The sequence below is a fragment of the Iamia sp. SCSIO 61187 genome, assembly GCF_019443745.1.
Taxonomy (GTDB): domain Bacteria; phylum Actinomycetota; class Acidimicrobiia; order Acidimicrobiales; family Iamiaceae; genus Iamia.
Genome location: NZ_CP050948.1, coordinates 621,946 through 645,930, shown reverse-complemented (window position 1 = coordinate 645,930; position 23,985 = coordinate 621,946). Strand labels below are relative to the sequence as shown.

The 23,985-nt window shown below is 75.9% G+C and carries 26 protein-coding genes; 11 read left to right on the top strand and 15 right to left on the bottom strand.

The window, feature by feature from the left end; translation table 11 throughout:
• Position 1: 1 nt before the first annotated feature.
• From HC251_RS03035 to ccmA, 5 genes are all read right to left on the bottom strand, one after another.
• Positions 2-505 (bottom strand): cytochrome c maturation protein CcmE, encoded by a 504-nt coding sequence (locus HC251_RS03035; protein WP_219943849.1) that lies wholly within the window; start codon positions 503-505, stop codon positions 2-4.
• Positions 502-681: a hypothetical protein gene (locus tag HC251_RS03030; RefSeq protein WP_219943848.1), complete on the bottom strand. Its 180-nt coding sequence runs from the start codon at positions 679-681 to the stop codon at positions 502-504. The genes HC251_RS03035 and HC251_RS03030 overlap by 4 nt, the downstream gene beginning before the upstream one ends.
• Complete coding sequence (gene ccsA, locus HC251_RS03025) at positions 678-1,478, bottom strand: cytochrome c biogenesis protein CcsA (protein WP_219943847.1); 801 nt, start codon at positions 1,476-1,478, stop codon at positions 678-680. Before ccsA ends, HC251_RS03030 begins: the two co-directional genes overlap by 4 nt.
• Positions 1,479-1,576: 98 nt before the next feature.
• On the bottom strand, positions 1,577-2,266 hold the full coding sequence (locus HC251_RS03020) for a heme exporter protein CcmB (RefSeq protein WP_219943846.1): 690 nt from the start codon (positions 2,264-2,266) through the stop codon (positions 1,577-1,579).
• Positions 2,256-2,909, bottom strand: a complete 654-nt coding sequence (gene ccmA / locus HC251_RS03015) for a heme ABC exporter ATP-binding protein CcmA (RefSeq protein WP_219943845.1) — start codon at positions 2,907-2,909, stop codon at positions 2,256-2,258. Before ccmA ends, HC251_RS03020 begins: the two co-directional genes overlap by 11 nt.
• 101 nt (positions 2,910-3,010) lie before the next feature.
• Between ccmA and HC251_RS03010 the strand changes: the two genes are divergently transcribed.
• A complete protein-coding gene (locus HC251_RS03010) occupies positions 3,011-4,120 on the top strand; it encodes a class E sortase (RefSeq protein WP_219943844.1) in 1,110 nt (369 codons plus the stop codon).
• A gap of 73 nt (positions 4,121-4,193) precedes the next feature.
• On the opposite strand, the gene HC251_RS03005 is transcribed toward HC251_RS03010, so the two are convergent.
• Entirely contained in the window at positions 4,194-4,925 is a 732-nt protein-coding gene (locus tag HC251_RS03005) for an enoyl-CoA hydratase (protein ID WP_219943843.1), read from the bottom strand.
• A gap of 116 nt (positions 4,926-5,041) precedes the next feature.
• Between HC251_RS03005 and HC251_RS03000 the strand changes: the two genes are divergently transcribed.
• Both HC251_RS03000 and HC251_RS02995 read left to right on the top strand, forming a co-directional pair.
• Positions 5,042-5,542, top strand: a complete 501-nt coding sequence (locus HC251_RS03000; protein ID WP_219943842.1) for an RNA polymerase sigma factor — start codon at positions 5,042-5,044, stop codon at positions 5,540-5,542.
• A complete protein-coding gene (locus tag HC251_RS02995; RefSeq protein WP_219943841.1) occupies positions 5,532-6,308 on the top strand; it encodes a hypothetical protein in 777 nt (258 codons plus the stop codon). Before HC251_RS03000 ends, HC251_RS02995 begins: the two co-directional genes overlap by 11 nt.
• 22 nt (positions 6,309-6,330) lie before the next feature.
• Here the strand turns inward: HC251_RS02995 and HC251_RS02990 are convergent, their stop codons facing one another.
• The gene (locus tag HC251_RS02990) at positions 6,331-7,377 is read right to left on the bottom strand and encodes a hypothetical protein (protein ID WP_219943840.1); all 1,047 of its coding nucleotides are present in this window, start codon (positions 7,375-7,377) and stop codon (positions 6,331-6,333) included.
• 210 nt (positions 7,378-7,587) lie between these two features.
• Between HC251_RS02990 and HC251_RS02985 the strand changes: the two genes are divergently transcribed.
• Positions 7,588-9,732, top strand: coding sequence for an AAA family ATPase (locus HC251_RS02985; RefSeq protein WP_219943839.1), 2,145 nt, complete (start codon positions 7,588-7,590; stop codon positions 9,730-9,732).
• 3 nt (positions 9,733-9,735) lie between these two features.
• Here the strand turns inward: HC251_RS02985 and HC251_RS02980 are convergent, their stop codons facing one another.
• Both HC251_RS02980 and HC251_RS02975 read right to left on the bottom strand, forming a co-directional pair.
• Positions 9,736-10,536 carry an enoyl-CoA hydratase/isomerase family protein gene (locus HC251_RS02980; RefSeq protein ID WP_219943838.1) on the bottom strand — a complete coding sequence of 267 codons (801 nt, stop codon included), beginning with the start codon at positions 10,534-10,536 and terminating at the stop codon, positions 9,736-9,738.
• Positions 10,537-10,560: 24 nt separating this feature from the next.
• Positions 10,561-11,781, bottom strand: coding sequence for a hypothetical protein (locus HC251_RS02975; RefSeq protein ID WP_219943837.1), 1,221 nt, complete (start codon positions 11,779-11,781; stop codon positions 10,561-10,563).
• Between the two features lie 112 nt (positions 11,782-11,893).
• Here HC251_RS02975 and mftA point away from each other — a divergent pair, with 112 nt between their 5' ends.
• From mftA to mftD, 4 genes are read left to right on the top strand one after another with little or no spacing between them, the layout of a single operon-like run.
• Positions 11,894-12,016, top strand: a complete 123-nt coding sequence (gene mftA / locus HC251_RS02970; protein ID WP_219943836.1) for a mycofactocin precursor MftA — start codon at positions 11,894-11,896, stop codon at positions 12,014-12,016.
• Between the two features lie 11 nt (positions 12,017-12,027).
• Complete coding sequence (gene mftB / locus HC251_RS02965; protein WP_219943835.1) at positions 12,028-12,339, top strand: mycofactocin biosynthesis chaperone MftB; 312 nt, start codon at positions 12,028-12,030, stop codon at positions 12,337-12,339.
• A complete protein-coding gene (mftC, locus tag HC251_RS02960; RefSeq protein ID WP_219943834.1) occupies positions 12,336-13,529 on the top strand; it encodes a mycofactocin radical SAM maturase in 1,194 nt (397 codons plus the stop codon). Before mftB ends, mftC begins: the two co-directional genes overlap by 4 nt.
• A gap of 19 nt (positions 13,530-13,548) precedes the next feature.
• The gene (gene mftD, locus HC251_RS02955) at positions 13,549-14,730 is read left to right on the top strand and encodes a pre-mycofactocin synthase MftD (protein ID WP_219943833.1); all 1,182 of its coding nucleotides are present in this window, start codon (positions 13,549-13,551) and stop codon (positions 14,728-14,730) included.
• A 50-nt stretch (positions 14,731-14,780) separates the two neighbouring features.
• Here the strand turns inward: mftD and mftF are convergent, their stop codons facing one another.
• Genes mftF through HC251_RS02935 form a run of 4 tightly spaced genes read right to left on the bottom strand, consistent with a single transcriptional unit; the run spans position 14,781 to position 18,883 of the window.
• Positions 14,781-16,169, bottom strand: a complete 1,389-nt coding sequence (gene mftF, locus HC251_RS02950; protein WP_219943832.1) for a mycofactocin biosynthesis glycosyltransferase MftF — start codon at positions 16,167-16,169, stop codon at positions 14,781-14,783.
• The gene (locus HC251_RS02945) at positions 16,166-16,963 is read right to left on the bottom strand and encodes a mycofactocin-coupled SDR family oxidoreductase (RefSeq protein WP_219943831.1); all 798 of its coding nucleotides are present in this window, start codon (positions 16,961-16,963) and stop codon (positions 16,166-16,168) included. Before HC251_RS02945 ends, mftF begins: the two co-directional genes overlap by 4 nt.
• A gap of 53 nt (positions 16,964-17,016) precedes the next feature.
• Positions 17,017-17,688: a mycofactocin biosynthesis peptidyl-dipeptidase MftE gene (gene mftE, locus HC251_RS02940; protein WP_255566583.1), complete on the bottom strand. Its 672-nt coding sequence runs from the start codon at positions 17,686-17,688 to the stop codon at positions 17,017-17,019.
• Positions 17,689-17,737: 49 nt separating this feature from the next.
• A complete protein-coding gene (locus HC251_RS02935; RefSeq protein WP_219943830.1) occupies positions 17,738-18,883 on the bottom strand; it encodes an NDMA-dependent alcohol dehydrogenase in 1,146 nt (381 codons plus the stop codon).
• 161 nt (positions 18,884-19,044) lie between these two features.
• Between HC251_RS02935 and HC251_RS02930 the strand changes: the two genes are divergently transcribed.
• Together HC251_RS02930 and HC251_RS02925 are read left to right on the top strand one after the other, a co-directional pair.
• A complete protein-coding gene (locus tag HC251_RS02930; RefSeq protein ID WP_219943829.1) occupies positions 19,045-20,580 on the top strand; it encodes an FGGY-family carbohydrate kinase in 1,536 nt (511 codons plus the stop codon).
• Positions 20,580-21,617, top strand: coding sequence for a hypothetical protein (locus HC251_RS02925; protein ID WP_219943828.1), 1,038 nt, complete (start codon positions 20,580-20,582; stop codon positions 21,615-21,617). Before HC251_RS02930 ends, HC251_RS02925 begins: the two co-directional genes overlap by 1 nt.
• Before the next feature lie 42 nt (positions 21,618-21,659).
• Here HC251_RS02925 and HC251_RS02920 read toward each other — a convergent pair whose 3' ends face one another.
• The gene (locus HC251_RS02920; protein WP_219943827.1) at positions 21,660-22,544 is read right to left on the bottom strand and encodes a glucosyl-3-phosphoglycerate synthase; all 885 of its coding nucleotides are present in this window, start codon (positions 22,542-22,544) and stop codon (positions 21,660-21,662) included.
• A 128-nt stretch (positions 22,545-22,672) separates the two neighbouring features.
• Between HC251_RS02920 and HC251_RS02915 the strand changes: the two genes are divergently transcribed.
• On the top strand, positions 22,673-22,951 hold the full coding sequence (locus HC251_RS02915; RefSeq protein WP_219943826.1) for a hypothetical protein: 279 nt from the start codon (positions 22,673-22,675) through the stop codon (positions 22,949-22,951).
• Between the two features lie 3 nt (positions 22,952-22,954).
• Here the strand turns inward: HC251_RS02915 and HC251_RS02910 are convergent, their stop codons facing one another.
• A complete protein-coding gene (locus HC251_RS02910) occupies positions 22,955-23,914 on the bottom strand; it encodes a hypothetical protein (protein ID WP_219943825.1) in 960 nt (319 codons plus the stop codon).
• Between the last annotated feature and the right edge of the window lie 71 nt (positions 23,915-23,985).

Sequence of the window (23,985 nt, the reverse complement as noted above, 5' to 3'; positions counted from 1 at the left end):
ACTAGGTCGGCGCGTCCTCGACGTGCTCCGGGTTCTCCTCGCGGTACTCCTCGGAGTGCTTGATCACGATCCGGTCGGAGACGAAGTCCCCGTCGTCGTCGAAGTGGCCCTCGAGGACCGACGGGACGCCGGCGTCGAACAGCGGCGGCGGCTCGGGGCCGAGGTGGCGGACGGCCACCGACTCGCCGGCGAAGGCCAGGTCGAAGACGAGGGCGTCGTCGGGGCCCTGCTCGCGGGGCTCACCGACCACGGTGCCCTGGATGCGGATGTCGCGGTCGCCGAGCGCCTCGCGCTGCGAGACCGCCTCGTCGACGTTGTAGTAGTAGAGCGAGCTGCCCTGGACCTGGACGACGAGCAGGGCCACGACGCCGGCGAGCAGCACCGCGATCACCCCGCCGACGAGGAGGCCCTTGCCCCGCGAGCGGCGCCGCCGGGGCGAGCCGGGGCCGTCGTCGGGTCCGGTGCGCGGCGTGAGGTCGAGCTCCGGTGTCGGGGAGTCGCTCATCGCTCGGCCGGCGCCGGCTCCGCGCCCGTGGTCATCCACGAGCGCTGGTCCTCGGGCACCTGCGGGGCCAGGCGCCGGCCCCGGGCCCGGCTCCGCCAGGCCAGGACGGCGATGGAGCCGAAGACGAGCACGTAGGAGACGCCCACCGAGACCCAGGGGCTGCTGGCGACGATCACGACGGCGCTCCCGTGGGGGTGGGGCCGCCGGTCGCCGGGGCGGGGCCGGCGGCCTCGGCCCGGCGCTCGGCCAGGGCCCGGTCGAGCCCGAGGTCCTCGACCCGGTTCTCGAGCCACAGGACCCGGAAGCGGTGCAGGGTGAGCCAGACGTAGATGAGGCCGAAGGTGACCATGCCGATCATCAGGGCGAGGAGCATCTCGCCCTCGATCTGCGGGTCGAGCCGGCTGATGGTGGGGCCCTGGTGGAGGGTGCGCCACCAGGTCGTGGCGTAGTGGCACACGATCGTCGTCGGGCCCAGCAGGATGCCCACGGCGGCGGCGATCCGCGAGCGCCGGGCCCGCTCGAGCGGCAGGCGGCGGACGGCCAGGTACCCGAGGACGAGGAAGAACAGGATCGCCGTGGTGGTCAGGCGGGCGTCCTGCCACTCCCAGTAGGTGCCCCAGGTGGGCTCGCCCCACAGCGCCCCGGTGACGAGGGTGGCGAAGAGCAGGACGGCGCCCAGCTCGGCCGAGGCGTGGGCCAGGACGTCCCACCACTCGGACCGCCGGATCAGGTAGCCGACGCTGCCGGCGACGGTGACGAAGAAGGCCAGGAAGGCGACGATGGCCGTGGGCACGTGGACGTACATGATCCGCACGTAGTCGCCCTGGCCCACGCGCTGGCCGTCGGTGGCCTGGGCCACCGAGACGCCGTCGGCGGGTGACAGGACGAGGCCGTACAGGAGGAGGAGCGCCAGGCCGCCGAGGGCCAGCGCACCCAGCACCCGCGTGCCCTTGGAGGCGGTCGAGGCGTTCATGGAGCGCCACCAGCGCACTCCAGAACCCCCCTCCCTGGCAAGTCGGGGCGCAGATCCTCGGCCGGGACGCGACGTGCCAGGCACGTCGCGTCCTCCCGCTAGGAGTCGTCGAGGAGGATGCCGAAGGTGGCGGCGCCGAGGGCCAGGTACGACCCGGTGAAGGCGACCAGCAGGAGCAGCCACCGCCAGCCCTCGCCCGAGGTGCCCGAGAGGGCGGCGTCGACGGCCTGGGTCGCGCACAGCAGCAGCGGGGCCAGGGCCGGGAGCATCAGCAGCGGCAGCAGCGTCGACGCCACCCGCTGGCCGACCGAGAGGACCCCGTACAGGCAGCCGACGGCGGCCAGGCCGAGCGTCGCCACCACCACCGAGGGGACGAGGAGGGCGGGCGCCCCGAGGCGGGCGTCGTAGAGGGCGACGACGCCGAGACCGAGGAGGAGGTCCAGCACCAGGAGCTGGAGCGCCACCGAGGCGACCTTGCCCAGGAAGATCCCGGCCGGGTGCAGACCCGAGAGCCGCAGGGCGTCCCGCAGGCCGTCGGGGGCCTCGAGCGAGAACGCCCGCTGCACGGCGAGCAGGCCCGACAGGAGCACGGCGATCCAGAACAGGCCCGGCGTGCCCTCCCGCAGGACCCGCGTCGAGGAGTCGAAGGCGAAGGCGAACAGGAGGAGGACGAGGACCGCGAACGGCGCGACCTGGTTCACCGCCACCCGCGTACGGGCCTCGATCAGGAGGTCCTTGCGGGCGACGAGGACGGCGTCGCGCCAGACGGACGAGGCGTCACCGGCCACGGCGGACCTCCCGGACCTGGCCGCCGACGACCTCGACCTGCCGGTGCGCGACCCGCTCGGCCCGCTCCAGCTCGTGCGACGACAGCAGCACGGTGGCCCCGGCGGCCACGGCGTCGGCGATCAGCCCGTCGACGAGGTCCCGGCCGGCCTGGTCGAGCCCGGCGTGGGGCTCGTCGAGCAGCCACAGCTCGGGGCGGCGGGCCACGAGCACGGCGAGGGACGTCCGGCGCCGCTGGCCGGCCGACAGCTGGGCCACGGCGACGGTCCGGAGCCGGCCGGCCAGGCCCATCCGGTCGAGGGCGGCGGCGACGTCGTCCGGGTCCGCCCCCGCGGCCGCGGCCCAGAACCGGACGTTGGCCTCGACGGTCAGGTCGTCGTAGAGCCCGGTGGCGTGGGCCAGCAGCCCGACCCGGCGCCTCACCCGGCGGCGTTCGTGGCGGAGGTCGTGGCCGAGCACCCGGGCCTCGCCGTCCACCACCGGGACGAGGCCGGCGCAGCACCGCAGGAGGGTCGTCTTGCCGGCCCCGTTGGGCCCCTGGAGGAGGACGACCTCGCCCCGGGCCACGGCCAGGTCGGCGCCGGCGAGGGCCGGGAACCGGCCGACCAGGGCGACGGCGCCTCGGAGGTCGACGACGGGCTCCATGGCCGGGCGGACGTTAGTGGGGGCCGTGCCGGCCGAGCCCTCTCGGAGCGGCACCCGACCCGCCGGCGGGCGGTGGCCGACCCGGCACTACCCTCTCGGGCGTGCTGACGACGGACACCGCGGTGGGGGCGGACCCGCCGGGCGACGGGCCCCTCCCGTCAGCAGCGGGCGCCGGCCCGCCGGCGTCGCGCCACCGGGTGGCCCGGGTGGTCGGGGCCGTCGGCCGGCTGATGATGACCACCGGCGTCGTCATCCTGCTCCTCGTCGCCTACCAGATCTGGGGCACCAACCTGCACACCGACCGGGAGCAGGGCGAGCTCGCCGACGAGTTCGCCGGCGCGGCGGCCGGTGCGCAGGCCGAGGCGACCACCACCGAGCCGCCGGCGACCACCGACGCCCCGGCCACGACCGAGGGCGGCCCCGTCGCGACCACGCCACCGCAGGTCGCCCCGACCATCGCCCCGCCCGGCGTCGGCGAGGTGATCGGCTCGTTCCGCATCCCCGCCATCGGGCGCGACAGCCCCTACTACACCGTCGAGGGCACGGGCACCGACCAGCTCAAGCGGGGCGCGGCCCACTACCCGGGCACCCCGCTGCCGGGCCAGGCCGGCAACGCCGCCGTCGCCGGCCACCGCACGACCTACGGCGCCCCGCTGCACGACGTCGACGACCTCGTGCCCGGCGACGAGATCATCTTCGAGACGCTCCAGGGCGAGTTCACCTACGCCGTGCGCGAGGTGAAGATCGTCGAGCCCGAGGACGTGTCGGTCATCCAGCCCCAGAACCCGACCCCGGAGAAGCCCGAGGGCGAGGACCTCCTGACGCTCACGGCCTGCCACCCCAAGTTCTCCGCGGCCCAGCGGATCATCGTGGTGGCCGAGCTGGTCGGGGACCCGGTGCCCAAGCTCGACGGCCAGGACGAGGCCGCCGCCGAGGTGCAGGAGCTGATCGGCGAGGACGCCGGCGGCGGGTCCACCATCGACGCCTTCGCCACCGAGCCGGCCCTCACCTTCCCGGGCGCCTGGTGGGGCCTGGTCGCCATGCTGGTGTGGGGCCTGACCCGGGTCGGTGCCGTGCTCCTCCGCCGGACGAAGGTCCCGTGGATCGCGTCCTACGTGGTCGGCCTGCCCGCCACCTTGGTCGTGCTCTACCTGTTCTTCGAGAGCTTCAGCTACGAGGGCTTCGCCCGCACCGTCGGCCTCAGCATCTGAACCGAAGCCATGAGCACGGATGGTGCCTGGCACCATCCGTGTCCACACGGATGGTGCCAGGCACCATCCGTGGCTACTCGCCGCGGAAGACGGGCGTCCGCTTCTCGGCGAAGGCGGCCTTGCCCTCGACCAGGTCGGCGCTGGCCCAGGCCCGGTCGAAGGCGGCGGCGACGTCGGGGTCGACCGGCAGGTCGGCGTCGAGGGCGTTGAGCATCAGCTTGTGGGCGGCGATGGTGAGGGGCGCCTTGGCGGCGATGCCCTCGGCCCAGGCGACGGCGTCGTCGGGCGGGCCGAGCCGCTGGGCCAGGCCGAGGCGGTGGGCGTCGGTGCCCGACAGCGTGTCGGCGGCCAGGAGCATGGCCCGGGCCACCCCCTGGCCGGCGAGGGCGGCCAGCCGCTGCACGGTCCAGAGGTCCACCACCAGGCCGAGCTTGGCCGCGGGGATGCCGAAGGTGGCGCCGTCGGTCGTCGTGCGCAGGTCGCACGACACGGCGAGCTGGGTGCCGGCGCCCAGGGCGGCGCCCTCCACGGCGGCGATGCAGGGGAACGGGGCGTCGCGGAGGCCGTGGAGCAGGACCCGGAGGAGCGCGGCGAACTCGGGGCCCTCGATGCCCTTGAGGTCGGCGCCGGCGCAGAAGTGCCCGCCGGCGCCCCGCAGCACCAGGGCGCGGGTCGTCGGCGGGGCGCCCGTCACCGCCTCGGTCAGCGCCGCCACGTGGTCGGCGTCGATGGCGTTGCGCCGATCGGGCCGGTCGATGGTGACGACGCGGACCGCGTCGCCGTGGGTCTCGATGTGGACGGGCACGGGGCGACCGTAGCCAGAGCCGTCGCGAGGCCGTGTCACCTGTGGGAGGGTCGGCCGTCGTTGAGAGGTCGATGACGGCGATCCCGCTCAGAGCGAACCCGGTGGTGGCGACAGCCATGACGACGACCGACGACGGCTTCGACCAGGCCTTCCGGGACCTGGTGCCGCTCGTCCGCCACCTCACCTGGCGCATCCTCGGCGACGACGCCTCGGCCGAGGACGCCACCGCCGAGGCCTTCATCCGGGCCCTCACCCGCTGGCCCAAGGTGCGGTCCCTGCCCCACCGGGACGCGTGGATCATGCGGGTCGCCACCAACGTCGCCCTCGACGCCCTCCGCAAGCGCCGCCGGGAGGCGGGCGTCGTCTTGCCCGACGACCCGCCGTGGGAGGGCGCCGACGCCGCCCTGCGGCTCGACGTGGCCGCCGCCCTCGCCGCCCTGCCCCGGCGTCAGCGCGAGGCGGTCGTGCTGCGCCACGTCGCCGGGCTGAGCGAGGCCGAGACCGCCGCCGCCATGGGCGTGTCGGTCAACACCGTCAAGACCCACAGCGCCCGGGGCCTCGGTGCCCTGCGCGCCGACCTGGGTCGCGAACTCGAGGAGAACACCGATGCGCTCTGACGACGAGCTCCTGACCCACATCCGCCAGCAGGCCGGCATCCGCCGCCAGCGCCGCCAGCGCGCCCTCGTCGGGGCGGGCGCCGCCGCCATCGTGCTGCTCCTCGGGGCCGGGGCCCTGGCCGCAGGGACCGGCGGCGACGCGGGCGAGGTGCTCGACGCCGACCGGGCGGGGACGACCACGACGAGGGTCGAGGACCCGACGACCACCGACGCCCCGACGACCGAGGCGGAGACCACGACGACCGGGACGCCCACCACGACCGCGCCCCCCACGACCGTCCCCGAGGGACCGCCGCCGACCCCCACCGACGCCCCGACCACGACCTCTCCCCCGCCCCCGACGGTGCCGCCCGCCGGCCCCGAGACGGTGAGCCGGACCGACGTCGGCGATGGCATCACCATGACGGTGACCGCGACCCAGGACCCGGCCCGGCCCGGCTGGGTGGACCTGACGGTGCGGATCACCGCCGACCACGGGAGCGGGGCGAGCGGGAGCGTCACCTGGGAGGAGGGCGCCGCCCCGGAGCACTTCGGACCCTGGGCCGCCCACCAGCCCACGTCGTGCGACGAGCTGGTCGACGACGACCCCACCACCGACACCCGGCCCGACGCCAGCGCCGGACCGGTCGACGACACGTTCACCTTCTCGCACCGCTACGACGGGGGTGCCCGATCGGTGGCGCTGGTCGTCGACGGCTACGTCAGCTTCTGCACCACCGACTTCGCCCCGGCCTACGTGTCGCTGCCGGTCGCCCTCGCCGGCTGACCGACGGGCCGTCGGGCGTCGCTCAGCCGAAGCGGCGGCGCAGGACCGGGATCAGGGTCGGCAGCTGGTAGGCGTCGTCGTGGAGGGGCACGACGAGGGGGTCGCCGTCCTCGACGGGGATGACCACCTCGAGCCCCTCGCGCCGAGGGTCGCCGAGGGTGCTCCACCGCACGATCGGGTGGCGCTTCCAGGCCACGCCGATGCTGGTGAGGCGGAGCCGGCCCACCTGCACCTCGGACCCCCGCTCGAGCTTGGCCACCAGCTGCTTGCGCTGGTCCCCGCCGGTGATCTCCTCGATCGTGGCCCACAGGTAGGTGAGCGTCTCCACGATCGCCGTCGCCCGGCGCGACGACGCCGCGTTGCGAGCCGAGACCCGCACGGTCGACCCGTCGGCCAGGGCCACCGCGACGGTCATGCGCGCCGAGGCGGCCCGGCGGAAGAGGGCGGCCTCGACGTCGAGCTTGAACCGGGAGTCGCGCAGGTGGGCGAGGTCGACGACGGTCCCCCCGAGGTCGATCTGGGTCTCGCCGACGCGGATGGTCACCTTCCGGCCGAGGGCGCTGGGCAGCACGACCTGCCAGCGGAACGGCGGCTCGGCGTCGGTGAAGGGGGGGCGGGGCGGGGCGGCCACGACGACGCGTCGGGAGGGGCCGGGTGCCGGCGTCGCGACAGGAGGGGCCGCGGCGCGAGGCGCCGGGGTGGCCGCCTCTGCGGGCGCGGTGGCGGTGACGACGTCGGCCGGGGCGACGGAGGCCTGCCACTCCTGCTCGGTGACGGGGCTCCCTCCGGGGTGGATCGGCGCCGGGCGGGGTGCCGCGGTGGGCGCGGCGACGGCGGCGACCGTGGTGGGGAGGGGGGCGGCGGGGTGCGGGCCGGGGGCGGCGGACGGGGGTGCGGCCGGACGGGGCCGGTCGGCGTCGAGGGCCCCGGGCGGGCGTCGGCGGGGATCGGCCGGTGGGCCCGGGACGCGGCCCGGCACCGGCGCTCGCCCGTCGACCCGGGGCGCCGGGGGCCCGGCGCCCTCGGGCGGATCGGGACGGTCGTCGGGGGGCCCGCCTGGTTCGGTCACACCCGCCCATCGGCCTCGGGGCGGGGACATCCAGGGGTCCGTCGCACTTTGGGTCGGTCGGCCCACCTGCGGCGTCGGGGACCGGCGCCGCCGACAGCCCGCGCCGGCGATCCCGACGGCGCCGCGGGCACCGAGCGACTACCGTCACCGGCCCTCCACACCCCCCGTCCGCCGGACGGGGGGTGCCACCGCGCGTCCCCGGAGACCCCGATGCCCCCTGACCCACCGGCGGCCGACCCCGCCGCCCCCGTGTCCCGCGACCCGACCCTCCCCGGGTCGCCACCCGACCCGCCGGGCCCTCCGCCGCACCCGGACCTCCCGGACGAGCGGGCGCACGTCGCCGCCGCCTACGCCCACCTGGCGGCCATGGCCGCCACCACCCGCCGCGTCGCCGACGCCGCCCGCCGGGCCGGCGACGACGGTGAGGTCGACAGCACCATCGCCGCCGGCCACCTCGACCACCGCCTCCGCCTCCTCGACCCGGACGTCCCCGGGCTCGTCTTCGGCCGCATCGACACCGAGGCCGGCGACCGCTGGCACGTCGGCCGGCGCCACGTCGAGGACCCCGCCGGCGACGCCGTGGTCGTCGACTGGCGGGCACCGGTGTCGATCCCCTTCTACCGGGCCACGCCGGTCGACCCCCAGGAGCTGGCCCGGCGGCGTCGGTTCCTGGTCGACGGCAGGGACGTCGTCGACCTCTTCGACGAGGTGTTCGACGACCCCGACCTGGCCGGCGAGGTCCGGGCTGCGGGGATCCCCGACCCCCTGCTGGCCGAGCTGGAGCGCTCCCGCACCGGCGCCATGCGCGACATCGTCGCCACCATCGCCGCCGAGCAGGACGAGGTCATCCGGGCCGACCTCGCGACCTGCCTCGTCGTGCAGGGCGGGCCGGGGACGGGCAAGACCGCGGTCGGCCTCCATCGGGCCGCGTTCCTGCTCTACGAGCACCGGGAGCGACTCGACCGCGACGGGGTCCTGGTGGTGGGGCCCAACCCGGTGTTCCTCCGCTACATCAGCCAGGTGCTGCCGTCGCTGGGCGAGGCCGCCGCCCGGCAGAGCACGATCGAGCGCCTGGTCGCCGGGGCGGTCGACCAGCACGTGCGGGCCGTCGACGGCCCCGACCGGGCCCGCCTCCTGGGCGACGCCCGGATGGCCGCCGTCGTGGAGGCGGCGATCACCGGGCAGCGGCGGCCGCCGACGGAGGACCTGGTGATCGCCACGCCGTGGGGGCGGATCACCGTCCCGGCCGACGAGGTCACGGCCCTGCTCGACGAGGTCGCCGACCGGGGCGTGCCCTGGACCGTCGGTCGGGGCGCGGTGCGGACCCGGCTGGTCGCCCTCGCCCTCGAGGCCCACGCCGCCCGGGCCGGCGACGCCGACGGCCCGCCGCCCGAGCTGGAGGCCGCCGTCCGGACCTCCGACGACCTCCGGCGGGCCCTCACCCGCCTCTGGCCGTCAGCCCGCGGGCCCGCCCTGGTGCGCCGCCTGCTGACCAGCCGGGCCGCCCTCCGCCGGGCCGCCGCCGGCATCCTCGACGCCGACGAGCAGGCCCTCGTCCTCCGCCCGGCGGCGGCGAGCCTCGACGACGAGCGGTGGACCGTGGCCGAGGCCGTGCTGGTCGACGAGGCCGGGGCCCGCATCGACGGTGTGCCCCGCACCTACGGCCACCTCGTGGCCGACGAGGCCCAGGACCTCTCGCCCATGGCCCTCCGGGCGCTGGCCCGTCGGTGCCCGTCGGCGTCGATGACGATCCTGGGCGACCTGGCCCAGGCCACCGAGCCCGGGGCCACGGCGTCGTGGGACGAGGCCCTCCGCCACCTCGGCTCGCCCCCCACGGCCCGGCGCGAGGACCTGACCGTCGGCTACCGGGTCCCCGCTGCGGCCATGGAGCTGGCCGACCGGCTCCTGCCGCGGGTCGCCCCGGGTCTGACCCCGACGGTGTCGGTGCGGGTCGGCGGGCGACCGCCCCGGCTCGAGGCGGTGACCGAGCCGGACGCGCTCGAGGCCGCCGCCGTCGCCGCCGTCCGGAGGCTGGCGACGGGGTGGGCGTCCGTGGGCGTGATCGTCCCCGGCCCCGACCGGCGCGACGGCGTGGCCGGGGCGCTGCTCGCCGCCGGGGTCGACGCCGGCCAGGGCGTCCGCGCCGTCACCGGTGCCCCCGTCAGCGTCGTCAGCCCGGCCGAGGCCAAGGGGCTCGAGTTCGACGGCGTGGTGGTCGTCGAGCCGGCCCGGTTCGTCGACGAGGCGCTCGACGACGCCTCCGCCGGCCGGCTCCTCTACATCGCCCTCACCCGGGCCGTGCAGGAGCTCGTCGTCCTCCACGCCGAGCCCCTCCCGGCCGACCTCGTGCGCTGAGCCTCAGCCCCGGGCGCTGGGCCAGCTCGGCGGGCGCTTCTCCCGGAAGGCGGCCAGGCCCTCGGCGGCGTCGGCGGTCGACGCGGTGACCGTCAGCAGAGGGTGGAGGACGGCGAGGGCCTCGGCCGCGGCCATGTCCCACGTGGCGTAGAAGCCGTCGCGACCCACCCGGAGGGCGGTCGGGGACTTGGCCGCGAGGGTGGCCGCCAGCTCGTCGACGGCGGCGTCCAGGTCGGCGACGGGCACGACACGGGTGACGAAGCCGATGCGGTCGGCCTCGGCGGCGTCGACCCGGCGACCGGTCATCATCAGCTCGAGCGCCTTCTTGGGGGGCATCGACCGGACCAGCGGCACGGTGATCTGGTGGGGCCAGAGCCCGACGTCGACCTCGGGGGTGCCGAAGACGGCGTCGTCGGCCGCCACGACCAGGTCGCAGGCGAGGGCCAGCCCGAACCCGCCGGCCAGGGCGTAGCCCCGGACCCGGGCGATGGTCGGCTTGCCGAGGGCCCAGAGGTCGGTGAACAGCCCGGCCAGCTCGCCCCGGGCGGCGTGGGTCGCGGCCGGGTCGACGTCGGCGCCCGTCGCCATGCCGCCCAGGTCCGCGCCGGCGCAGAAGGCCCGGTCCCCGGCGCCGGTGAGCACGACGACCCGCACGGCGGGGTCGGTCCGGGCCTGGCCGACCAGCGTGCGCAGGGCGGCGATGGCGTCCCACGACAGGGCGTTGCGCTGCGCCTCGCGGTCGATCGTGAGCCGGGCCACGCCGTCGGCGACGGTGACCCGGATGTCCGACGACGGCGACTCCACGGCACCGGACCCTACCGGGGCCGCTCAGACCGTGAGGACGAGGACGGCCGTCGCCGCGACCAGGGCGGGCAGCCCGATCCGGAGGCCGGCCCGGGCCACGTCCCGAGCGCCGACGTCGAGGCCGCTGCGCCGGGCGACGTCGAGCCACAGGAGCCCGGCGAGCGAGCCGGTCACGAGGACCGTGGGCCCGGCGTTCACGCCCAGCAGCCACGCCCACCGGACGCCGTCCCCGGCCGGCAGGTGGGGCAGGCCGGCCACGAAGGCCGGGAGGTTGTTGGTGGCGTTGGCCGCCAGCGCCCCCACGGCGACGACGCGGGCCATGCCGGCGGGGCCCCGACCGGTGCCCAGGGCGGCGTCGACGGCGACGTGCTCGGCGGCGGCGACGGCCAGGACGGCCAGCCCGGCGACGACCAGGGCGCTCGTCCACGGGACGGCCGCCAGGGGCACGGCGCCGGCCCGGAGGCCGAGGCCGGCGACGACCACGGCGGCGACGGCCCACGGCGGGATGCCGACGGCCCCACCCACCGTGAACCCGACGAGCAGCGTCACCCCGACCACCGCGGCCAGGACGAGCGCGGCCCCGTCGTCGACCGGGTCGACGTCACGGCGCACCGGCGGCGGGGCCGGTCCCGCCGAGCCCGGCCCCGGCTCCGGCTCCGGGACGACCGGCCGGGGCCAGGCCCGCCGCCACAGGACGTAGCCGACGCCGACGGCGGCCAGCGACGGGAGGCCGAGGTGGACGAGGAACGCCACCGGCCCGCTCCGCCCGTCCTCCTCGGCGATCAGGTTGGTGAGGTTCGAGGCCGGGAGCCACGACGACGACAGGGCCGCCAGCAGGACGGGTTGCAGGGCCAGGCCGCGGGCGTCCTCGCCCGACCGGCCCGCCGCCCGGATGGCCACCGGGGTGAGCAGAACCACCGCCGCATCCAGGTTCACCAGGGCCACCGTCGCCGCGCCCGCCACCCACAGCCCGACCGCGGTGCGCCCCGCCGGCAGGCGCCGGGCCACGGCGCCGAAGCACCCGGCGCGGTCGAGCAGGACGGCGAGGGGGACGGCCAGCAGCACGAACAGCAGGGGCTCGACCAGGTCGCCGACCGCAGCGCGGGCCACCCCGGCCGCCAGCCCGCCGACGGCCACCGCCACCGCGGCGAGGACGGGCGGGACGACCGCCAGCGCCGGCCGTCGCAGGTGCGCCACGGCGGCGAGGACCCCCGCGGCGAGGAGCACGAGGACCACGACCGTCACCGCGGCAGTGTGGCGTCCGCCGGGCCGGTCCCGGCTCCCACCTCCGGGTTACCGGTCTCGGGGGCCACCTCGTACGATGAGCCGACCCGCCCCCCGACCGTCGAGGTGGACCATGTCCGAGCCCCAGGTGACCGACCCCCAGCAGGACGACGCCGACGTCCGCGCCGACGACGACGTCGTCGAGGAGCTCCTCGTCGAAGAGGTCTCCATCGACGGCATGTGCGGCGTCTACTGATCGGACCCGTCGTGCTCGACGAGGCCTGGGGCCTCGACGACGCCGTCTCGCTCCGTCCGGAGCCCTTCGGCGCCCTCGCCTACCACTTCGGCACCCGGAAGCTCAGCTTCCTCAAGGTGCCGCCGCTCGTCGACGTCGTGACCGGCCTGGCCGGGGCGCCGACCGTGGCCGATGCCCTGGTCGCCGCCGGCATCGAGGAGAGCCTGTGGCCGCAGTACCTGACGGCCCTCCGCACCCTGGCCGACAGCGGCATGATCGTCCCCCGCACCCCCGTCCCGGCCGGCGAGCGGAGCGAGTGGCCGGAAAGGAACGTCCCCGCATGAGCGCACTCGCCCCCGGCCGGTTGGTCGACCAGTTCGAGCGCGGCCTGGACGCCCCCATCTGCCTGACCTGGGAGCTGACCTACGCCTGCAACCTGGCGTGCGTCCACTGCCTGTCGTCGTCGGGCCGGCGCGACCCCCACGAGCTGAGCACGGCCGAGGCCATGGCCGTGATCGACGAGCTCCAGCGGATGCAGGTGTTCTACGTCAACATCGGCGGCGGCGAGCCCACCGTGCGGGCCGACTTCTGGGACCTGCTCGACTACTCCGTGGCCCACGACGTGGGCGTGAAGTTCTCGACCAACGGGTTCAAGATCACCCCGGCCCGGGCCCGGCGGCTGGCCGCCACCGACTACCTCGACGTGCAGATCTCGCTCGACGGGGCGACCGCCGAGGTCAACGACGCCGTCCGCGGCCCCGGCACCCACGCCGCCGCCCTCACCGCCATGGAGAACCTGGCCGAGGCCGGGATGCGCGACTTCAAGATGTCGGTCGTCTGCACCCGCCACAACATCGGCCAGCTCGACGAGTTCAAGGCCATCGCCGACCGCTACGGCGCCCAGCTCCGCCTCACCCGCCTGCGCCCGTCGGGTCGCGGGGCCGACACCTGGGACGAGCTCCACCCGCGCCCCGAGCAGCAGCGCCAGCTCTACGACTGGCTCGTCGAGCACGGGGACCGGGTCCTCACCGGCGACTCGTTCTTCCACCTGTCGGCCTACGGCGACGCCCTCCCCGGCCTCAACCTCTGCGGCGCTGGCCGGGTCGTGTGCCTGATCGACCCCGTGGGCGACGTCTACGCCTGCCCCTTCGCCATCCACGACCGGTTCAGGGCCGGGAACGTGCGCGACCGCGGCGGGTTCGCCGGGGTCTGGCGGGAGTCCGAGCTGTTCCTCGAGCTGCGCGAGCCGCAGTCGGGTGGGGCGTGCACGCAGTGCTCGGCCTACGACTCCTGCCGCGGCGGCTGCATGGCGGCCAAGTTCTTCACCGGCCTCCCCCTCGACGCCCCCGACCCCGAGTGCGTCAAGGGCCACGGCGAGACCGCCCTCGCCGGCCTGGCCGCCGATGCCGCCAAGCCCCGGCCGTCGGTCGACCACTCCAAGCCCGTCCCCGTCACCCTCGGCCCCCGCCCGGGCCGCCCCGACAAGGCCTGCGAGGAGGACCCCCTGCACGGGCTCGTCCTCCCGCGCGCCTGACCCCTCCGAGAGAGATCCCATGCCCCGCAACCCCTGGTTCGAGACCGTCGCCGAGGCCCAACGCCGGGCCAAGCGGCGCCTGCCCAAGTCCGTCTACAGCGCCCTGCTGGCCGGGTCGGAGAAGGGGATCTCCTACGCCGACAACCTCGACGCCTTCGGCGAGCTGGGCTTCGCCCCCCACGTGGCCGGCCAGGCCGCCCACCGCGAGCAGGCCACGACGGTGATGGGCCAGGACATCTCGCTGCCGGTGCTGATCTCGCCGACCGGGGTCCAGGCGGTGCACCCCGACGGCGAGGTGGCCGTCGCCCGGGCGGCGGCGGCGCGGGGCACGGCGATGGGCCTCTCGTCGTTCGCGTCCAAGCCCGTCGAGGAGGTCGTGGCGGCCAACCCCAAGGTCTTCTTCCAGATCTACTGGATGGGCGACCGCGACGCCATGGAGGCCCGCCTCCAGCGGGCCCGCGACGCCGGCTGCGTGGGGCTGATCCTCACCCTGGACTGGTCGTTCTCCCACTCGCGGGACTGGGGCAGCCCCTCGATCCCGGACCAGATCGACCTCAAGACCATGGCCACCTTCGCCCCCGAGGTCGCCCTCAAGCCGGCGTGGCTGCTCGAGTTCGCCCGGACCCGCAAGCTCCCCGACCTCACCGTCCCCAACGTGGTGCCCAAGGGCGCCGAGGCCCCCCGCTTCTTCGGCGCCTACGGGGAGTGGATGGGCACCCCGCCGCCCTCGTGGGACGACGTGGCCTGGCTGCGCGAGGCCTGGGGCGGGCCGTTCATGCTCAAGGGCATCTCCCGCCTCGACAACGCCCGCGCCGCGGTCGACGCCGGCGCCACGGCCATCTCGGTGTCGAACCACGGCGGCAACAACCTCGACGGCACCCCGGCCCCGATCCGGATGCTGCCCTCGATCGTCGACGCCGTCGGCGACCAGGTCGAGGTCCTCCTCGACGGCGGCGTCCGCCGGGGCAGCGACGTGATCAAGGCCCTCGCCCTCGGCGCCCGCGCCGTCATGATCGGCCGGGCCTACCTGTGGGGGCTGTCGGCCAACGGCCAGGCCGGCGTCGAGAACGTGCTCGACATCATCCGCGCCGGCATGGACTCCGCCCTCCTCGCCCTCGGCCACGAGTCGGTCCACGACCTCACGCCCGACGACGTGGTCGTCCCCGAGGGCTTCACCCGGGTCCTCGGCGACCACAAGTAGGGCTCGACCCGTCTGAGCCGCTCACGGCACGCCCCCGACCCCCCGTCGCGTCACGTCGGGGGGTCGACCGGGCCGGCGGAGGCCGGGAGGAGCGCCCGGCCGGTCCGGGCGCGCCACGACCCGGCCCACACCCCGGCGCAGTAGGCGGCGTCGTCGGCCAGGTGCAGGGCGGCGGGGACCGGGCCCCGCCGCACCAGGTCCACCACGGCGGGGCCGAGGACGGCGGTCGCCACCGCCGGGCGCAGGCGACGGCTGGCCACGGCGGCGGCCACCGCGGCAGGGAGCCAGGCCCGGCGCACGGCCTGGGCGATCGCCCGGCCGGCCAGGAGATGACCCCGACCGGCGAGGCGGAGGGCCTCGCCCGCCGGGTCGTCGAGCCCGCCGAGCTTCCGGGCCAGGGCCGCGGTCGACCCGGCCGCCACCAGGGCGCCGAGCCCCGGGTGCCCGACGGCGGCCAGGGCCCACGCCGCGCCGCTCCACCCCGACAGGCGGAGGGGCACCACCGCGGCGCCGTGGCGGACGGCGAGCGGGCCGGCCGACGAGCCGTAGGCGAACCGCTGCCGCACCCAGCCGCGGCCGTCGGGGCGGACCGGGTGGGTGACGGTGACCTCGGGGGCGTAGCGGACCGTCCACCCGGCGGCCACCAGGCGCCACACCAGGTCGACGTCCTCCCCGAAGCGCAGGTCGGGGTCGAACCCGCCCACCGCCGCCATCGCCTCCCGCCGCACGACCAGCGCGGTCGTGGGGACGTAGGGCACCGGGCTGCCGGGGCGGACGGTCGCCTCGGCCGGTCCCAGGTCGAGCGGGGACCGATCGGCGTCGTAGGCCGCAAGCCGGCCCGGCCCGCCGGAGGCCACGGTGCGGGGTGCGACGGCGCCCACCGCAGGGTCGGCGAGGTGCGCCAGCAGGGCCGGGAGCCACCCGGCGGCGGGCACGACCTCGGCATCGACGAAGGCGACGACCGGGAGGTCGGTCGCGCGCCAGCCGACCTCGCGGGCGGGGCCCGGGCCGCGGCTGCGCTCGTGGCGCAGGACCCGCACCCCGTCGGGGACGGCGACCGGCGCGGGCGAGCCGTCGTCGACCACGACGACCTCCCCGACGGGGCCGAGGGCGGCGAGGGTGGGGGCCAGCTGGTCGGTGCGCCCCCGGATGGGGATCACGGCGGCGACGTCGCCCGCCCCGAAGGGCGGGTCCACGTGGTCGAGCCGGGGGTGGGCCATCCCGGTGTCGAGCAGCCGACGGACGAGGCGGGCACCGCCGGATCCGGACGGCACCGGGGCGCCGGACGCCAGGCGGTCGAGCAGCCCGGCGCCGGCCGAGGTCACCCGCAGCAGCCGCAGCGGCGCGCCCCCGACGAGCACCCGGCCCCCGTCGATGCGCCGCACGCCGGGGTCGAGGGCGACCCGGAACCCCACCGGGAGGGCCGGGCGATCGGTCACCGGGCGGTCATGCCGGCGTCGACCGGGAGGAGGGCCCCGGTGACCGCTCCGCTGGCCTCGCTGCAGAGCCATGCCACCAGGGCCGCCACCTGGTCGGCCGTGACCAGCCCCTGGAGGAGGTGGTGGACGGCGAACTCGTCCGACGACGCCAGCCCGTAGACCTCGGCGCTGGCGGTCAGCATCGAGGTGTCGGTCGATCCCGGGGCGATGGCGTTGGCGGTCACGCCCTCGGGGCCCAGCTCGGCGGCCAGGCTGCGGACCAGTCCCACCACGCCGGCCTTGGCCGCGGTGTAGGCGGTCAGGAGGGGCAGGCCGACGCTGGCGCCGGCCGAGGCCACGGCCACGAACCGGCCCCGCCGGGGCGGCGCCGAGGCCAGGAGGGCGGGGACGGCGGCCCGGGACAGGCGCCACACCCCCTCCAGGTTGATGCCGACCATGGCCTCCCACGTGGCGTCGTCGGTGGCCCACGCCGGCGCGCCGCCGTGGATCGCCCCGGCCGCGGCCACGGCCGCGTCGAGGCGGCCGAAGCGGGCGATGGCCTCGGCCACGGCAGCATCGAGGGCCGCCTGGTCCCGCACGTCGGCCACGACGCCGACGGCCCGGTCGTCGCCGCCGCACGCGGCCACCACCCCGTCGAGGTCGGCGCGCGTCGCCAGGGGGTAGGCGAGGGCGGGGTCGTCCTCGCACCGGTCGACCACCACCAACCGCCAGCCGGCGGCCGCCAGGGCGGCGGCCGTGGCCGCCCCGATCCCGCGGGCCCCGCCCGTCACGATGGCGACCGGCGGCGGGCTCATGACCCGACCGTATGCGAACGGGCGTCAGGTCCGACGGGACCGGTCGGATCGGGTCACCGGGTCGGGGGCGGGGGGCCGACGGCGGCGGCCAGGTCGGCGGTGAGGGTCTCGAGGAGCCGCTCGCCGTCGTCGGCCGAGGCCCGGGTCGGGTCGCCCAGGACGCCGTTGGCGGACACGGCCCGGACGCCACCGGTGCGCAGGGCGGGCATCAGCTCCGCCAGGGGCTCGGTGGCGCCGGGCTCGACCCGGTCCTCGCGGACGGCGCGGGGGTCGAGGGCGAGCAGCAGGGACGTCTCGGTGTGGCCGGCGTGGGCATCGCCGCCGGGGATCCGGGGGGCCCAGACCCGGACCCTCCGCCCCTCGGCCGTCAGCGTCGCCACCGCTCGGGACAGGGCCTCGCCGTTGCCGCCGTGGCCCGACACGAGGACGACCCCGGCGAAGGCGTCGGCCGACCGCACCAGCTCGACCACGACGCGCTCGAGCGCCTCCTGGCCGATCGACAGCGTCCCGGGGAACCCGGCGTGCTCGCCGCTCGAGCCGTAGGGCAGGGCGGGGGCGACGACGACGTCGGGCCGGCTCGCGGCCAACCGGTCGCACAGGGCCGAGGCGACCAGCGTGTCGGTCCCGAGCGGCAGGTGCGGACCGTGCTGCTCGGTGGAGCCGAGCGGGACGAGCAACGTCGCCCCGCCCGGCACCGATGGAGATGTGAGTCGAGACAGCTTCACCGCACCCCTCCAGGCAGTGGCGATCGGGCCGGTGGGCGCCGGCGGGGCCTCAGTACTTGATGACGCCCCGGATGTTCTTCCCGTCGCGCATGTCCTGGTACCCCTGGTTCACGCCGTCGAGGTCGTACTCGCGGGTCACGAGCTCGTCGAGCTTGAGCTGGCCCTCCATGTAGAGGCGCAGCAGCCGGGGGATGTCCCGGCGGGGGTTGGCGTTGCCGAAGATGCAGCCGACGAGCTCCTTGCGCTGGAGGGTGAGCTCGAACAGGTTGAGCTGGACGTCGTTGGCCTTGATGTCGGCCACCGAGACGACGACGCAGCGCCCACCCTTGGCCAGCAGCGACATGGCCGGGGCGATCATGTCGCCGGTGACCTGGCCGGTGGTGATGATCACCTTGTCGGCGTTGGCGCCCCAGGTGAGCTCGCCGACAAGCGCCTGGGCCTCCTCGAAGCTGGAGGCGGTGTGGGTGGCGCCGAAGATCGGGGCCTGCTCCCGCTTGAACTCGACGGGGTCGACGGCGATGACGTGACGGGCGCCGGCGTAGGCCGCGCCCTGGAGGGCGTTGGCGCCGACGCCGCCGATGCCGACGACGACGACGGTCTCGCCGGGCTGGACGTTGGCGGCGTTGACGGCCGCGCCCCACCCGGTGGTGACGCCGCAGCCCACGAGGGCGGCCTTGTCGAGGGGGATGTCGTCGGTGAGCTTGATGCAGCTGGCCTCGGACACGACGGTGACCGGGGAGAAGGTGCCCAGGCAGCACATCGTGCCCAGGTCGGTGCCGTCCTTGGCGTGGTGCCGGGCGGTGAGGTCGGTGATCTGGCGGCCGGCGAGGAGGAAGGCGCCGAGGTCGCACAGGTGCTGCCAGCCCCGGGCGCACGACGGGCAGCGGCCGCAGGCGGGGATGAACCCGAGGGCCACGTGGTCGCCGACGGCGAGGTCGGTGACGCCGGGGCCGACCTCGACGACGGTGCCGGCCCCCTCGTGGCCGCCGATCACGGGGAACTGCTCGAGGCCGATCATCTTGGCGATCTCGGGGTCGAGGACCATGTCACCGGTGACCAGGTGCTCGTCGGAGTGGCACATGCCCGAGGCGGCCAGCTCGACCATGACCTCCCCGGCCTTGGGGTCGTCGAGGGTGATGTCCTCGACGCTCCACTCGGCGTTCTGCTCCCACAGGATGGCGGCTCGTGACTCCACGTCTCACTCCTCGTATCCGGCCGTTCGGGCGGCCTTGTTGGACGGCTGTTCAGCATCCTTCCACAGCATGTGACGATCCGCACCGACAACTTGACCGCTCGGTCCACTTTTCTGGTCGGTAGGGTCCGGCCGCCCACCCGCCTCCTCCGGAAGACCCACCGATGCCCGACCACATCCTCGCCATCGACCTCGGGACCGGCGGCCCCAAGGTCGCCCTCGTGGACCGTCGGGGGAAGGTCGTCGCCCACGAGGTCGAGATGACCGAGCTCCTCCTCCAACCGCCCGACGGCGCCGAGCAGGACCCCGATGACTGGTGGCGGGCGATCACCGCGGCGGTGCACCGCCTGGTGGCGGCGGCGCCCGACGAGGCCGCCGACCTGGCCGGGGTCTCGGTCACGTCGCAGTGGTGCGGGACGGTGCCGGTCGACGGCGACGGGAACGCCATCGGCAACGCCATCATCTGGATGGACAGCCGCGGCGCCGCCGCCATCGGCAGGGTCGTGAGCGGCCGGGTCAACGTCATGGGCTACGACCCCCGCCGGCTGGCCCGCTGGGTCCAGCTCACCGGCGCCGCCCCCAGCCTCAGCGGCAAGGACTCGATCGCCCACATCCTGTGGCTGAAGGAGGAGCGCCCCGAGGTCTACGCCGCCGCCGACCGGCTGCTGGAGCCCGGTGACTACCTCAACCTCCGCCTCACCGGGAAGGCGGTCTCCTCCCAGGACTGCGCGGTGATGCTCTGGCTCACCGACAACCGCGACCGCCACACCACCGCCTACCACCCGCAGCTGCTCGAGTGGACCGGGGTCGACGAGGCCAAGCTCCCCACGCTGGTGCCGTCGGCGTCGGTGGTGGGCGAGCTCCTCCCTGCCGTGGCCGAGGAGTGGGGGATCGCCGCGGGCGTGCCGGTGACCACGTCGATGGGCGACGTCCACGCCGCCTGCGTCGGCTGCGGGGCGGTGCGGGACCACGAGCCCCACCTGTACCTGGGGACGTCGTCGTGGCTGAGCTTCCACCTACCCGGCAAGCGCACCGACGTCCGCAACAACATGGCCGCCTTCCCCGCCGCCCTGCCGGGCAAGTACTTCCTGGCCAACGAGCACGAGGCCGCCGGGGCCTGCCTCCTCCACGCCTGCGACCGGCTGCGGCTGGTCGCGACGCTCGACGAGCTCAACGAGGTGGCGGCGGAGGCCCCCTCGGGGAGCAACGGGCTGATCTACCTGCCGTGGCTGAACGGCGAGCGCACCCCGGTCGACGACCACACGATCCGGGGCGGCTGGACCAACCTGTCGCTCTCGCACGACCGGGCCGACATGCTGCGGTCGATCCTCGAGGGCGTCGCCTACAACTCCCGGTGGCTGATGGAGGCGGTGGAGTCGTTCACCAAGGCGCCGCTCGGCCCCATCGTCGTCATCGGGGGCGGGGCCCGGTCGGACCTGTGGTGCCAGATCCACGCCGACGTGCTGCAGCGCCCGATCCGCCGGGTCGAGGACTTCCAGCACGCCGGCACGCGGGGGGCGGCCCTCGTGTCCTGGGTCGCCCTCGGCGAGATGACCGTCGACGAGCTCGACGGCCTCGTCGCCGTCGAGCGGGAGTTCACGCCCGACCGGTCGACCACCGCCACCTACGAGCCCCTCTACGACGCCTTCGTCGCCATGTACAAGGCGACCAAGGGCATCCACGCGAAGCTGAACCACTGATGCGCCGCCTCCTGCTCCTCCTCCTCGCGGGCCTGCTGGCCCTCGCCGCCGTCGGGTGCTCCGACGACGGTGACGGCACCACCGCCGAGGGCACCGCCCCGGCGTCGGACGACCCCTCCACGACGGCCGCCGGGTCGGACGCCACCACGGCGGCGCCGGCCGAGGGCGCGGCGAGCCCCCTCGGCACCTACGAGGTGTCCGAGGCCCGGCGCACCTGGGTCGACACCACCCGGACCACCCCGGCGCACGGCGGCCAGCCGGAGCTCCCCGAGCGCACCCTGGACGTCGTCGTCTACGCCCCCGAGGGCGAGCCCGGGCCCTGGCCGTTGATCGTGTTCGGGCACGGCAGCAGCCGGGCCGGGGACCACTACGAGGGCACGCTGAGCGCCTGGGCCTCGGCCGGCTACGTCATCGTCGCCCCCGACTTCCCGCTGTCGTCGGAGGGCACGCCGGGCGGGACCAAGTTCGACGAGGTGGAGAACCAGACCGGCGACGTCTCGTTCCTGATCGACACCGCCCTGGCCGACCTCGGTCCCGACGGGGGCGACGAGGAGCTCGGTGGGATCGTCGACGCCGAGCGCATCGGCGTGGGCGGCCAGTCCTTCGGCGCCATCACCGCCCTGAGCGTGGGGTTCAACGCCTGCTGCGCCGATCCCCGCATCGACGTCGTCACCGAGTTCGCCGGGATCTGGTTCCCGCTCTCGAGCGAGGAGCAGGACCCCTCGACCACCGATCGGCCGCTGCTCATGTTCCACGGCGGTGCCGACACCGGTCCCGACACCGCCACCCCCATCAGCGCGGCCCTCATGGCGTGGGAGGACGTCATCGACGCCCCCGGCGGGTTCATCACCCTCACCGACGCGGTGCACGACGACGGCTACTTCGACGGCCCGGTCGACGACTGGGGCACCGTGGTCACCGAGGCGACGCTGGCCTTCTACGACGCCCACCTCAAGGACGACGCGACCGGCTGGGACCGGGTCGTGGCCGCGGTCGACGACGCCGGCCCCGACGTGGCCACCCTCCAGGAGCGGTAGCGGAGACCACGGATGGTGCCTGGCACCATCCGTGGTCCCCGGTCAGAGGGAGGCGATCGGCGGGCGCTCGTCCACCGCGAGGGCGGTGGCGATGGCGCCGTGGCCCTCGGGGGCGAACTGGTGCATGACGTCGTCGGTCGGGTCGAGCCCGAGCCGGCGCAGCGCCGCCGCCATCACCTCGGCGGCCATCACCCCGAGCTGCTGCTGCGACTGGCGCCGGTGGGTGCGCCGGCCCAGGTCGACCTGGGCCAGCCCGGCCCCGCCGTGGCGGCCGAAGGCGTCGAGCAGCAGGGCGATCTCGACGCCGTAGCCGACCGGGAAGGCCACCGCCTCGAGCAGGGAGCGACGCCCCGCGTACTCGCCGGCGAGAGGTTGGACGAGCCGGGCCAGCTCCGGGCGGAACAGGCTGAGCAGGGGGCGGGCCACCAGCTCGGTGACCCGTCCGCCGTGCTCCTCGACGGCCCCGTCGGCGCCGACGATGGGTCGCTCGTAGAAGCCCTTGACCAGCTGCACCGCCGGGTCGTCCAGGAACGGACCGAGGAGCCCGACCACGTAGTGGGGGCCGGCGTCGAGGACGTCGGCGTCGGCGAACACGACGATGTCGCCGGTGCTGGCGAGCACGCCCCGCCACAGGGCCTCGCCCTTGCCCCGCCGGGCGGGGATGGCGGGGTGCACGTCCCCCACGGCCACGACGGTGGCGCCGGCCTCCCGGGCCACGGCGGCGGTGGCGTCACCGGAGAGCGAGTCGACCACCAGCACCTCGTCGAGCAGCCCCTCGTCGCGCAGCGGGAGGTACGCCTCCAGCACCCGGGCGATGGTGGCCTCCTCGTCCCGGGCGGGGAGGACGAGGGAGGCGGTCACACCATCGGCCCGCTTCCGGGCGACCAGGTCCTCGCGTTCGTGGTCGGTGTGGTGGGACGTCCGCACCGCCGCAGGGTACGGCGTCGGCGGAGCCGACCCCCTCAGGGCGCGGGCGGGGTCGGAGGACGTGGTACCGACCTGTGCCCGGCCGGTCCGGTTCGCCCCCGACCGGGACCGGACGGCAGGCTGAGGCCATGCCGTCCGGACCCCGCCCCGACCCCGACGGCGACCCGGTCCTGGCGCGCCGGGCCCAGATCGCCCGATGGGTCGATCTGGGCCAGAGGCTCGGCTACGGGTTGTTCGGGCTGGCCATCGTGGCCTTCCTGGTCGGCTTCGTGGTCGGGCTCGAGGACTGGGTCGTCACCCTGATCGTCGCCTGCCTGGTGGTGGGTTCGATCGTCCTCGCCCCGGCCATCGTCTTCGGCTACGCCGTCAAGGCGGCCGACCGGGCCGACCGCGACGACGACTGGTAGCCGCTACCGGGTCGTGAACCCGCCCGGTCGCGACCAGCCGCCGACGGCGACGTCGTCGTCCAGGATGCGGGCCACGGTGGTGCCTCCGTCGAAGGCGATGGCGCCGTGCGAGGGATCCTCGACGGACCCGAAGAGCAGCTCGTCCGGCTCGACCAGGTCGTCGCCCACGAGGGGCACCTCGACGGTGCGCGTGGTGTCGCCGGCGGGCAGCTCGACCACCACGTCGACGGCCTGGTGGTCGACGCCGGGCAGGGCGCCGTTGTAGCCGCCGACCACGCCGGTGCGGACCCGGAACGTCACCGGGTGGGGCACGGCCTGGTTCGCCTCGACGACGAGGTCCAGGGTGCCGTCCGATCCGGGGTCGCCCTCGGCGGCCTCGGGATCGTCGACGATGGCCACCTCGAGACCGGCGCCGTCGTAGATCAGGGCGTCGGCCGCCGGACCGACCTGCACGGCGGAGTCGGGGTGGGTGGAGGTGACGGCGACCCGCAGGACCTCGGCGTCCTCGTCGACCTGGTCGTCGAGGATCTCGAGCTCGAACGGCACCTCGGTGGCGCCGGCCGGCACATCGACGCCGAACGTCCACGAGCACGGGAGGCCGAAGTCGACCTCGGGGCAGCTGACGTCCTCGGGGTCGGCGTCGGGGAACAGCACCTGCACCTGGGTGGACAGGTCGACGTCGAGCGGCGAGGAGAGGACGAGCCGACCGGGCATGTGGAAGTCGACCTCGTCGATGGCGTCGAGCTCGATCGACAGCGAGGGGCGCGCCACGGCGAGGTCGTCGGAGCCGACCGGGGGCGGGGGTGTGGGGGTCGGGATGGCGTAGCCGTCGGCCCCGACGGCGGGCAGCGGGGTCGGCCGCAGGGTGGCGTCGCCGTCGGCGGCGCCGGCGGCGGTCGGGGCCAGGCCGAGGCCGAGGGCGAGCGCCAGGGCGGCGGTCAGGCGGCGGGTGGTGCGGTTCACGTTTCCTCCTGGGAGGGGTCGGGTGTGTGTGGTGCCCGTCCTGACCGGCCGCCGCCGAGGCGCTTACGGCT